The organism is Pseudoalteromonas sp. TAE79 (assembly GCF_000498015.1).
In the GTDB taxonomy this organism is placed as follows: domain Bacteria; phylum Pseudomonadota; class Gammaproteobacteria; order Enterobacterales; family Alteromonadaceae; genus Pseudoalteromonas.
Genome location: NZ_AUTL01000231.1, coordinates 4,766 through 15,861, shown reverse-complemented (window position 1 = coordinate 15,861; position 11,096 = coordinate 4,766). Strand labels below are relative to the sequence as shown.

Sequence of the window (11,096 nt, the reverse complement as noted above, 5' to 3'; positions counted from 1 at the left end):
GTGCGCGGTTTTGTAAATTATTTTAGTATAGCCAATTGTAAGCGAGAGCTAAAAGCCTTGGCAGGTTGGATCAGACGAAGACTAAGGGCAATACAGCTGAGGTTGTGGAAGAAGCCATCAAGGCTACATCGACGACTAAAGCAGTTAGGGAAAAAGCCACCGTTTAAGTTCATAAAGATGAACTCGTGGCGTAACTCACTAAGCCCTTTATCTTGTGTATCGATGCCAAACCAATGGTTTGAGGAGCTTGGTTTATATCCAATAGAAAAAGTGAATACGGGATGGCTTGCTTTATCAGCGTTTAGGAAATAAGTTGATAAAATGTGAAGGGTACAGGAGCCGTATACGAGGTCCGTACGTACGGTTCTGTGAGAGGGATGAGGCATAAGCCTCACCCTACTCGATGTGTGAAAAAGTTACATACCTGTGTAACCTTTTTCTTTTATAAATCACCTCAAATACTACATTTTTATCTGTACAGCCCTTTTTTACTAGGTTGGATGGCTGGTCTTTATTTTGCATTTGCATAGTCGCTTTTAGCTTTTAAGCTCATAAAAACTATTGACCCATTAAATCAAACTGTATGAAGGACTAAACATGGCTGAATCATTTAAATACGCAGGTAATAAAGGGCATGGCGGTGAATTGCATCAAAAAGCGTCGGATGAACACCCTACCATGACCACCGCGCAGGGCTGCCCTGTAAGTGACGATCAAAATTCATTACGTGCTGGAAAGCGTGGCCCAGGATTATTAGAAGATCACATAATGCGCGAGAAGATCTTTCACTTTGATCACGAGCGCATTCCTGAGCGTGTAGTGCACGCTAGAGGCTATGGTGCACACGGATATTTTGAAACTTACGACACGCTTGAAGATTTAACCTGTGCAGATATTTTTCAGCGAAAAGGTGAAAAAACCCCAGTATTTACTCGTTTCTCTACAGTTGCAGGTAATAAAGGGTCTCCAGATTTAGCACGTGATGTACGTGGTTTTGCGGTGAAATTTTATACTCAAGAAGGAAACTGGGATTTAGTGGGCAACAATATACCGGTATTCTTTATTCAGGATGCGATGAAGTTTCCAGACTTAGTTCATTCAGCTAAAGCCGAGCCTGATCGTGGTTTTCCACAAGCGCAAACAGCACATGATAACTTTTGGGACTTTGTGAGTTTGTCACCTGAGTCAATGCACATGGTTATGTGGGCAATGTCTGATAGAGCTATTCCACGCTCTTTACGCTTTATGGAAGGTTTTGGTGTTCATACCTTTAAATTTATTAATGCCAAAGGTGATGAGAAATTTGTTAAATTTCATTGGAAACCAAAAGGCGGAATGCAATCTGTAGTATGGAACGAAGCACTTAAGCTAAACGGCGCGGACCCTGATTTTCATCGCAGAGATATGTGGGAATCTATTGGCAACGGCGACTTCCCAGAGTGGGAACTAGGTGTACAGGTGTTTGATCAGCAATTTGCTGATGAATTTGAATTTGATGTTTTTGATGCCACCAAGCTTATACCTGAAGAGCAAGTACCAGTGCAAATTGTTGGTCGTATGGTGCTTGACCGTGTTGTAGACAACTTTTTTGCAGAAACAGAGCAAGTAGCATTTTGTACTCAAAACATTGTACCGGGGCTCGACTTTACTCCCGACCCGCTACTGCAAGGTCGTAACTTTTCATACTTAGATACTCAAACCAAGCGTTTAGGTGGTCCTAATTTTACGCATATTCCGGTCAATGCGCCTAAATGTCCAATGCGTCATTTTCAGCAAGATGGCCACATGGCAATGCACAATCCAAAAGGGCGTGTTAATTATGAGCCAAACTCATGGAGCGGCGACGAAAACAACCCACGCGAATGCCCAGTACATGGCTTTAAAAGCTCAAAGGAACCTGAAGTAAGCGGCGGTGATAAACTGCGTTATCGCTCAGAAACATTCAGCGATCATTACAGTCAAGCCCGTCAATTCTATTTAAGTCAAACAGAGGTAGAGCAGGCGCATATTCAATCTGCATACGTGTTTGAGCTGTCTAAAGTTGAGCATTTGCCAATACGAGAACGTTTGGTATCGCACTTGTTAAATATTGACGAAACCCTCGCAAATAAAGTTGCCGAAGGACTTGGCTTGCAAGAAATGCCAGATCCGGCAGAAGCAGCAATGCCAACACGTAAAGACTTACCTGTATCTGATGCGTTAAGTATTTTGAAAAATGCGCCCAACACCTTCAAAGGCCGTAAATTAGGTATTTTAGTAAGTGATGGCTTTAATGCAGAATTTTTTGAATCGGTTACCAATGCACTTAAAAGTGAAGGTGCAAACTTTGAAATTATTGCCCCGCAAGTTGGCGGTGCTAAATGCAGTAAAGGTAAGCACTTTAAAGCTGATCAGGTTATTAATGGTGGTCCATCGGTTTTATACGATGCGGTACTTGTACTCACCACCGAAGATGGAGCTGAAAAACTAGCTGCCATAGCAGAAGCTAAAGACTTTGTAAGTGATGCGTACGCACATATGAAATTTATAGGCTTTACAAATGAGGCTAAGCCTTTATTTAAAGCGGCAGGCCTAGATGGAAAAGTAGATGATGGTTGGATAGATTTAGAGGCACATTCAGCCGATAAATTTATAAATACATTGCGTAATTTAAGATATTGGGAGCGTTAGTAAGCTCAATAATTAAAAAACCACAGCATGTAATTGTTGTGGTTTTTTTTAGCTCACCTAGTTAAGGTATTAGTTCAAGCCAACAATAAATATTGGATATATTATGAAGCTTAATGGCGCTTGTCACTGTGGCAAAGTGGTATTTACGGTCAACTCAAAACACCCTTATCCTTACAATTTATGTTACTGCTCTATATGCCGTAAAACCGCAGGGGGCGGCGGGTTTGTTATTAATTTAAACGCGCAATACAGCACGCTTGAGGTTACAGGGCGTGAACACATAACTATTTATCATGCAAAAATAGGCGATAAAATCAGCCCTGCAGAGCGTCATTTTTGTAAGCATTGTAGTGCTAACTTGTGGTTATACGATGCACGTTGGCCTGAGCAAGTTCACCCCTTTGCAGGTGCAATAGATAGTGAGTTACCCATACCGCCAGAGCGCACTCATTTAATGCTTGGTAGTAAAGCAAATTGGGTAAATGCGCCCATTAATGAAGGTGACAAGCAGTTTGAAGAATACCCTGATGAAAGTATTGCTGCTTGGCATAAGCGTTTAAACCTCGAAAAGTAACGCAATTTTTTGTATGAGCTAAGCTTAAATTTAGGGGTAATTAAACGCATATTTAGTTAATTAAATATTAAAAATCACCGCGTAAGTAAAGGAGAATATTATGGCAGTCTCAGCAATACCAAAAGGGTTTCATTCAGTTACACCTTATCTAATTATGAATGACGCACAAAAAGCGATAGATTTTTATTGTGATGCATTTAGTGCTGAACACGTAATGCAGATGCCTTTACCTGATGGTGGAATAGCACATGCAGAAATAATAATTGGTGATTCGCATATTATGCTTTCAGATAATGGTTCTGAAGAGCATTTAAAAAACCCAAAAGAGCTCGGTGGTACAGCGCTAAGCCTTATGCTTTATGTTGAAGATGTTGATACCGTATTTAAAAAAGCAATTGAGCTTGGTGCAACAGAAATAAGACCCGTACATGATCAGTTTTATGGTGATAGGGCCGGCACGCTACAAGACCCATTTGGTCATATATGGATCATTGGTACACATAAAGAAGATGTTAGTAACGAAGAGTTAAATAATCGAATTGGGAATATAACAAATCAAGAGCAAGACGCATAACTCGCATGCTAATTAGATTTATGTAACTTTCTAATTACGTTGATGGCTTCAATGGAAGGCTTGTGGCTTGTGGCTTTTGCTTCAGCTTAACTAGGTTTTGCCTTGTTATCGACACGGTTTTCTTACCTAAAAGTAGCTCACTTAGTAAAGCGAATTGGTATAGATTACTAGTTAAATTTTAGGCATAAAAAAACCTCAGCCAATAATTAGCTGAGGTTCAAAAGTGGTACCAGCGGCCGGACTCGAACCGGCACTCCTTTCGGAAGGGGATTTTGAATCCCCCATGTCTACCAATTTCATCACGCTGGCATAATTTTTCTTTAATCTTTTAAGCATAAAAAGATAAAGAAAAACCACTTAAAATAAAAAGGATACTTATATACCTCTTATTCTGTATCCGCATTATACAAACAAAAGAGGGGGCGGCAAGCCTTTTCTTTTATTTGCATAAACAACTGATTGATAATTAATCGTTTATAGCAAGGAGACTCCACTGGTAAATTTTTTAAGTCTTTTTGGGCCGATATATAAAGCGAATATTTTGGGTTATGAGTGCTATTAAATTGTTATGCGATTGAATAAATGAGCAATTGAACTATTGATAATAGTTAGCCGTATTACAATAATTATTCCTGATTTATGCCGATTTTGCGCTTGATTCAGGTATTATTTGTACAACAAGGTTTTTAAGACATTAATTATGACCCAATTAAGTGCCAAACAGAACATTCAATCGATTGTTAAAGCTATTAAGGCAGAAGAAGCATTACTTCGTCAACAGCACCCATTACTTGCACATCAAAATACCTTAGGGTTAATTATTTTATTGCTATCATTTAGCGCGTTAATTGGTGTTGGTGCTTTATATTATTTAGCCCTAATACCTGCTTGGGTATGTATAGTACTTGCGGCTATTGCTGCGTCTATTTCCCATGAGTTAGAGCACGACCTTATACATAAACAATACTTTAGCAATCAGCCTTTCATGCATAATTCTATGATGTTAGTAGTATGGTTAATGCGGCCAAATACTATTAGCCCATGGTACCGACGTAAAATGCATTTACACCATCACAAAACCTCAGGCACACAACAAGACCTAGAAGAACGCTTGGTGGGAAACGGTATTAAAAATCCATTTTTACGTGCGCTAGTTATTGTAGATGGGTTATTAGGGCTAATTATTTCTACTAAACGTTTTAGAAAAGAAATTAATGGCTTTAGTTTTTCGAGTGTTTTTAATGCGGGATTTCCGATAGCGACTGCGTATTTTGCTATTTTATATAGCGTTATTTTATTCCATATTGTTGATTTATTTATACCACTTTCGCTAAATTCACCTAGTTGGTTGTTAAGTACAATGGATGTGTTTGAATTTTTAATGGTTGTGCTCATTGTGCCTAATATTATTCGCTCAAGCTCGCTTAATTTTGTTACCTCAAGCATGCATTACTATGGTGGCGTTAATAACATGCTTGAACAAACTCATGTGCTAACGAGTCGTTTATTCATGCCGTTTCACTTATTTTGTTTTAACTTTGGTAAAACGCATACCATCCATCATTTTGTGCCAAATCAGCCGTTTTATTTACGCCAAATGCTAAGTAAAAAAATACTTAAAGTAATGGCGCAGCACAACGTGCGCTTTAACGATTTTGACAGCATTAAAAATGCTAACGCGTATAAATAATTACCCCCAACATAAGGGGAGGTTCTGCATTACTATTCTTATTATATAGTTTGAATAGCGATTATGTGCCAAGCCCATTACCCGTGAATTTACTCTACCCATCGCAACGTTTATTAAGCCCGACTGTCCGTGCGTTGGTGGACTATTTAGTGGCATTTTTAAATCAACAAAAGCAAAAGTGGTAGGCTTAATTAGCGCTAAACCTTTAAACTAAAAATAGATAAAACCAGTGAAAAGTGAAGTGGCCCTTCATAGTTGAGCATCTAGCTTAAATGGGATTGATTATTGTAGAGCCTTCAGTAATAGTGGTTATAGAGCAAACTAATTATGTTCTCAATAATACATAAGGGCTCGTGCTCATCAATATTATAAAACCAATAAATATAATAAGGACAAACAGGATGAAAAAATCACTAATTTCAATAGCGTTGGGCTTTGCTGCCCTTAGTGCGTTTAATGCCAATGCAAACATTGATCAGCAAGTTAAAAAGATAGAGCAGCAGGTTATTGATTGGCGACGTTATTTTCATCAAAACCCTGAGCTTGGAAATCGCGAAACCCGCACAGCAGATATCGTCGCTAAGCACTTAAAGTCGCTGGGTATGGAAGTACAAACGGAGATTGCTTATACAGGTGTTGTGGGGCTATTAAAAGGCGCAAAGCCTGGCCCGACAGTAATGCTACGCGCAGATATGGACGCGCTGCCAGTTACTGAAAAAGCAGATGTTGATTTTAAATCAACTAAAACCACTAATTACCGTGGTGTAGATGTAGGCATAATGCATGCTTGTGGGCACGACACGCACGCGGCTATGCTAATGGGCGCTGCACAAGTGCTTGCAAACATGAAAGATGAGCTACACGGTAATATTATGTTTGTATTTCAGCCTGCAGAAGAAGGCGCACCTGAGGGGGAAGAGGGTGGCGCTGAGCTAATGCTTAAAGAAGGCATATTTAAACAATACAAACCAGAAGCTGCTTTTGGGTTACACATAACATCTAGTTTGCACAGCGGTAAAATTGGTTATAGAAGTGGCCCAGCTATGGCCAGTGCAGACCGATTTGAAATAACAGTACATGGCAAGCAGGCACACGGCTCTGCACCGTGGACTGGGGTTGACCCCATTGCCGCAGCTGCGCAAATAGTAACAGGCGTAAATCATATTGTTAGTCGCCAAATCAACATTACCAAAGAGCCTGCTATTGTCTCGTTTGGTAAGATAGCGGGTGGGGTACGTAATAATATTATTCCTGAAGAAGTCGAAATGGTAGGTACAATTCGTAATTTTGATATGGATAACCGAGCACAAATATTTGAAAAAATAAAAACCACAGCCACGCACATTGCTAAATCGTCAGGTGCTACTGCAGAGGTACACATTCACGAAGGTTATCCGGTAACGATTAATAACCCAAAGTTAACTGCGCAAATGTTACCTAGCCTTAAAAAAGCAGCAGGTAATGAAAACGTAGTTGAAATGGGAAAAATAACCGGCGCAGAAGACTTTTCGTTTTACGCATTAGAAGTGCCGAGTGTATTTGTATTTTTAGGCGGCACACCAAGTGAGCAAGATTTAAATACAGTGGCTAGTAATCACTCACCTTATTTTTATGCCGACGAATCATCGTTTAAAGTAGGCACTAAGGCGCTTAGCCTGTTAGCTGTTGATTATTTAAACGCACATAAAAGATAGCTTAAACACACCACGTTACGCTATTAGCTTAACGTGGTATTGCTGTTTTATTTAAAACATCGGATCATGTTTTTAGCACTTGTTCAACGTTGAAAATCACTCTCAAAAATTAAAAATCTAACCGAACATACAAATGAACCGGCGAGCAGTTTTTTTATATTTTAAAAATAATGAATCGATATTGCCGCTCTTATATCTCGATTCAATCTTCATAAGCATTAAGGATTTAAATAATGGAAATTACTGGAAGCTGTTACTGTGGTGAAATTAAATACCAAGCAAAGTCTCAAAATAACAACGCACTTGTTTGCCATTGTAGCGATTGCCAACGTATGTCGAGCGGCCCATTTAGAGCAGTCATAATTGCAGAGCCAAATTCGGTCGTGTTTACCCAAGGTGAGCCAAAAGAGTTTGTTAAAACAGCGCAAAGTGGTAACAAGCGTGCGCAAGGTTTTTGTGGCACATGTGGTACAACACTTTATGCAACTAACGAAGCTAAAGCTGACCGTGTATATGGCTTGCGTATTGGTGCGGTTGATCAGCGTGATCAGTTTACGCCAACAGCACAAATTTGGGCTAAATCAACATTGAGCTGGTTGAGCGGCTTACACGAAGTACCTGCGTTTGATACAAGCCCACAAAACTAGTTAGTTGGGGTTATTAGTAATACTGATAAAAAATCACTTTTTTAGTAAGCGGTTTGAAATTTATTTAACCAAATGACTGTCTACTTATAAGTCAGTCATTTGGAGAATAATATGTGTAGTTCACCTAAAAGCAGCCGAGCAGTGAAAAAAACAGCCATTAGTTTTAATGATGAGCTTACTCAAGAGCAGCGCTTGCGTTTTGCTGCAAAAGCTAATTTAGCACAAGAGCGCCGTGAACAGCGCGAAGCAACGAATAAACGCTATGAGCAAAAGCACGCGAGTAGTAAACCTTCGTCTGGTTTATTTTCGTGGTTACAGCAGCTAGTTAGCTGATTTAGCTAAAGTGGTGTTTTTACCACTGCCCAAACCACATAATGCACACAGTACTCCGGCAATAGCGCACAACCACAATGGCGCACTCCAACTGCCTGTTGTAGTGTGTAATGCACCAGCTAGCATAGGACCAATAGCCGCGAGCAAATAACCTACGCTTTGCGACATTCCTGAAAGCGACGCTGCTTGTTGCGAATCGTCAGTTCGTAAACTAATAAACGACAGCCCCAATATAAAACATGCCCCAGAGCAAAAGCCCAGCATTAGGGTCCAAACAAAAGCAAAGCTAGGCATATAAAGTAGCCCCAATGCACTGAGTGCACTCAACATGGCTAAAATAAAGCTAAGCGCGCTTTGATCTTTTAATTTTGCCAATAGGGGGATTAATATTAAACCCGGTAATGCAGTCGCTATTTGAAAAGCACCATGATAAGCACCTGCTTGGGTAGCTGAGTGACCAGTTTCGGTTAATATGCTTGGTAACCACGTAATAATTATATAATTTAAAAACGAGTTTAAGCCCAGCAGTAGGGTAATTTGCCATGCTAGTAAATAACGCCATACACTTTTTGACGTATCGGTGTGTTGATCAATACTCGCGGGTTTTGTGTGCTTACTTAATTGTGACATCCATACAATAATACTCGCCAAAGTAATAAGAGCTGATGAGCCCAGCGCAAGTTGCCATCCTAACCCGTTTAACTGACTAAGCGGAAATACTAAAGTAGAAAACCCACCCGATACCACGCCCATAGTAAGCACGTAGGCTGAGGTCATTAACGCAACCTTTGCAGGGAAGTCGCGCTTAATTAAACTTGGTAATAATACGTTTGCGATGGCAATGCCCACACCAATAATAGCGGTGCCTACAAAAAGCATAGCTGAGGTATTTATTACCCGCGCTGCAACCCCTGCAAGTATAAATAACAAAGCCACAAACAAGGTGCGCTCTAACCCTTGCTTTTTAGCAAGAGTTGCGGCCATTGGCGATACAACCGCAAAGGCAATGAGTGGCAATGTTGTTAAAAAACCAGCTTGCGATGCGCTAAGCCCAAAGTGATTAATAATTTGTTCAAGCACAGGTGCAATACCTGTAAATGTGGCGCGTAAATTTGCGGCAATAAGTAATATGCCAAGCACAAGTAATATGCCAGCAAAGCGTGATTTAGGTGTGTTATTTAACAAAAGGGAAGACCATTAAAGCTAATACTTAATGGGCGCTAGTATAAAGGCTTAGCAAAAACTATAATTTAGAGATAATGACATTAAATAACTAAAAACAGACAAAACTATGTTTGATGCAATTGGCTGGGACGACATTAAAAATTTTGAAACTATGGCGCAGCCTATAATAGCGAAAATAGAGCACGCGCATGCAAGTCACGAAATACCACTACATACCCATCCAAAAGGGCAATTAATTTTAGCGCTACATGGTTATGTAACGTGTGAAGTGTCAGCAAAAATGTGGATGGTGCCTACGCATAGTGCAATTTGGATCCCAGCACAAAAGGTGCATAGTAATAGGGCGTCTGATAACGCGCAGCTTTGTCATTTATTTATTGATAGTAGTAAAAACGGTATGCCGCTAAATACTTGTACTTTAGCCATTACGCCGCTGGTTAAAGAGCTAATGTGCGAGTTGGCTGCGCATAATCAGCACTATACTTTAAATAGTAAAACAGCACGTTTAGCGCAGGTGTTATTTGATCAACTTATTGAAATGCCAGTACAACCACTCGATTTTGTATTATCTAAAAATGAGGTAATTCAAACTATGAGCGATCAGCTCATAAACAAGCCAAACAATCGAAAAACACTACCACAATGGGCTAAGCAGTTTGCATTAACTGAGCGCACATTAGCGCGGTTAATTAAAAAAGAAACAGGTATGACATTTGGAAAGTGGCGTACGCAATTGCATATAATTACAGCCTTAAAAGCGCTTTCTGATAAACAAAGTGTGCAGCAGGTGTCGGAGCTATTAGGGTATGAGTCGGTGAGTGCGTTTATTACTATGTTTAAAAAGGTGATGAAAAAGTCGCCCATGAAATACATGAGCGACTTAAATCAGTTAAATTAGGTTAGCCCTTAAATTAGCTTAGCCCTTAAATTAGCTTAGCCCTTAAATAAGCATTACCACGTGTAAGTTGCCGAAAGCATCGCGTTACGAGGTTTGCCAGGGAAGTATCTGTCGCCGGTAAAACTGGTGTAGTCGGCGCGCTCTGCATAAGCTTCATTGGTTAAATTAATAATGCGAGCAAGTACTTCAAGATTACTAGTAACTTGCCACTGCGCACGCAGGCTTAAAATACCATGCCCTTGGTATTTATTTAAGTTTTCTGGGTCGGTGTAGTAGTTACCAACGCGTTGCCACTGCAAAGCAAACTGTGCATTGTTTAGTGCCTGCCATGTTAAATCGAAATTAGCAATATTACGCGGTGCGGTATCTATGTCGTTGCCGTTTATATTTAGACCGTTAAGCACTTGGTTGTCAGTGTAAGTATGCTTTGCGTGCGTGCCTGCAAAGTTGAGTGAGAGTGTATTTGTAAGCTGGTAATCAAGTTCAAGCTCAATACCGCGATGGCGAGAGCTGCCATTATTTACCGTAAAAAAGTCACTATCACGGTAAATCGTATTGTGTTTACTCATAGCGTAAACCGACACACCATAACGTAGTTTTTCGTAAATTCCTTTAATACCCAGCTCTGCATTATTAGCTATTTCGGCGCTTAAATTTGCAGTAGTTTGCTCGCGTTGTAATTGGTATAACTCAGCGGCTTGTGGGGCGCGGTAACCACGAGAAAAGTTCGCATAAAGCGTGTTATTTGTATTGTACTGATAACTCAACCCAAGCTTTGGCGATAAATTACTAAAACTATTTTTAGCACTCGCTGGGCGGCTGTATCGGCAG

At 40.1% G+C, this 11,096-nt stretch carries 10 protein-coding genes, 1 tRNA gene and 1 pseudogene (1 of these 12 cut by a window edge); 9 read left to right on the top strand and 3 right to left on the bottom strand.

Annotated elements, in window-relative coordinates; genetic code table 11:
* The 4 genes from L655_RS0118085 to L655_RS0118070 form a co-directional block, all read left to right on the top strand.
* Positions 1-312, top strand: a 312-nt coding sequence (locus L655_RS0118085) for a group II intron maturase-specific domain-containing protein (protein ID WP_024605253.1), incomplete at its 5' end; no start/stop codon positions are given.
* A 285-nt stretch (positions 313-597) separates the two neighbouring features.
* The gene (locus L655_RS0118080) at positions 598-2,670 is read left to right on the top strand and encodes a catalase (RefSeq protein ID WP_024605842.1); all 2,073 of its coding nucleotides are present in this window, start codon (positions 598-600) and stop codon (positions 2,668-2,670) included.
* Between the two features lie 103 nt (positions 2,671-2,773).
* Positions 2,774-3,244: a GFA family protein gene (locus tag L655_RS0118075; RefSeq protein ID WP_024605841.1), complete on the top strand. Its 471-nt coding sequence runs from the start codon at positions 2,774-2,776 to the stop codon at positions 3,242-3,244.
* Positions 3,245-3,344: 100 nt separating this feature from the next.
* Positions 3,345-3,818, top strand: coding sequence for a VOC family protein (locus tag L655_RS0118070; protein ID WP_024595441.1), 474 nt, complete (start codon positions 3,345-3,347; stop codon positions 3,816-3,818).
* Positions 3,819-4,042: 224 nt separating this feature from the next.
* On the opposite strand, the gene L655_RS0118065 is transcribed toward L655_RS0118070, so the two are convergent.
* Positions 4,043-4,127, bottom strand: a tRNA-Leu gene (locus L655_RS0118065).
* A gap of 391 nt (positions 4,128-4,518) precedes the next feature.
* Here L655_RS0118065 and L655_RS0118060 point away from each other — a divergent pair.
* The 4 genes from L655_RS0118060 (at position 4,519) to L655_RS0118045 (ending at position 8,182) form a co-directional block, all read left to right on the top strand.
* The gene (locus tag L655_RS0118060; protein ID WP_024605840.1) at positions 4,519-5,508 is read left to right on the top strand and encodes a fatty acid desaturase; all 990 of its coding nucleotides are present in this window, start codon (positions 4,519-4,521) and stop codon (positions 5,506-5,508) included.
* A 401-nt stretch (positions 5,509-5,909) separates the two neighbouring features.
* Positions 5,910-7,202, top strand: coding sequence for an amidohydrolase (locus L655_RS0118055; protein WP_024605839.1), 1,293 nt, complete (start codon positions 5,910-5,912; stop codon positions 7,200-7,202).
* A 233-nt stretch (positions 7,203-7,435) separates the two neighbouring features.
* A complete protein-coding gene (locus L655_RS0118050) occupies positions 7,436-7,849 on the top strand; it encodes a GFA family protein (RefSeq protein ID WP_024605838.1) in 414 nt (137 codons plus the stop codon).
* Positions 7,850-7,960: 111 nt separating this feature from the next.
* Complete coding sequence (locus L655_RS0118045; RefSeq protein ID WP_024605837.1) at positions 7,961-8,182, top strand: hypothetical protein; 222 nt, start codon at positions 7,961-7,963, stop codon at positions 8,180-8,182.
* On the opposite strand, the gene L655_RS0118040 is transcribed toward L655_RS0118045, so the two are convergent.
* The gene (locus tag L655_RS0118040) at positions 8,171-9,367 is read right to left on the bottom strand and encodes an MFS transporter (RefSeq protein ID WP_024605836.1); all 1,197 of its coding nucleotides are present in this window, start codon (positions 9,365-9,367) and stop codon (positions 8,171-8,173) included. The two genes, L655_RS0118045 and L655_RS0118040, sit on opposite strands and share 12 nt — an antisense overlap.
* A gap of 106 nt (positions 9,368-9,473) precedes the next feature.
* Between L655_RS0118040 and L655_RS0118035 the strand changes: the two genes are divergently transcribed.
* A complete protein-coding gene (locus L655_RS0118035) occupies positions 9,474-10,265 on the top strand; it encodes a helix-turn-helix transcriptional regulator (RefSeq protein WP_024605835.1) in 792 nt (263 codons plus the stop codon).
* 53 nt (positions 10,266-10,318) lie between these two features.
* Here the strand turns inward: L655_RS0118035 and L655_RS0118030 are convergent.
* A pseudogene (locus L655_RS0118030) lies at positions 10,319-11,096 on the bottom strand (TonB-dependent receptor); it runs 1,295 nt beyond the window's last position.